Origin of the sequence: Paenibacillus segetis (assembly GCF_014639155.1) — a bacterium.
GTDB lineage: Bacteria > Bacillota > Bacilli > Paenibacillales > Paenibacillaceae > Fontibacillus > Fontibacillus segetis.
On the sequence record NZ_BMFT01000016.1, the window covers coordinates 1 to 580 of the forward strand.

Consider the following 580-nt stretch of genomic DNA (forward strand, 5'->3'; position numbering starts at 1 on the left):
ATCCGGTTCGGGGACAGTGTCAGGTGGGCAGTTTGACTGGGGCGGTCGCCTCCTAAAATGTAACGGAGGCGCCCAAAGGTTCCCTCAGAATGGTTGGAAATCATTCGAAGAGTGCAAAGGCAAAAGGGAGCTTGACTGCGAGACTGACAAGTCGAGCAGGGACGAAAGTCGGGCTTAGTGATCCGGTGGTACCGCATGGAAGGGCCATCGCTCAACGGATAAAAGCTACCCTGGGGATAACAGGCTTATCTCCCCCAAGAGTCCACATCGACGGGGAGGTTTGGCACCTCGATGTCGGCTCATCGCATCCTGGGGCTGAAGTAGGTCCCAAGGGTTGGGCTGTTCGCCCATTAAAGCGGTACGCGAGCTGGGTTCAGAACGTCGTGAGACAGTTCGGTCCCTATCTGTCGTGGGCGTAGGAAATTTGAGAGGAGCTGTCCTTAGTACGAGAGGACCGGGATGGACGCACCGCTGGTGTACCAGTTGTTCCGCCAGGAGCATAGCTGGGTAGCTACGTGCGGAAGGGATAAGCGCTGAAAGCATCTAAGCGTGAAGCCCCCCTCAAGATGAGATTTCCCAA

Annotated in this window: 1 rRNA gene; it reads left to right on the forward strand. The window is 56.2% G+C overall.

From position 1 onward, the window contains the following. Nucleotides 1-580, forward strand: a 23S ribosomal RNA gene (locus tag IEW05_RS25525); the annotation flags it as partial.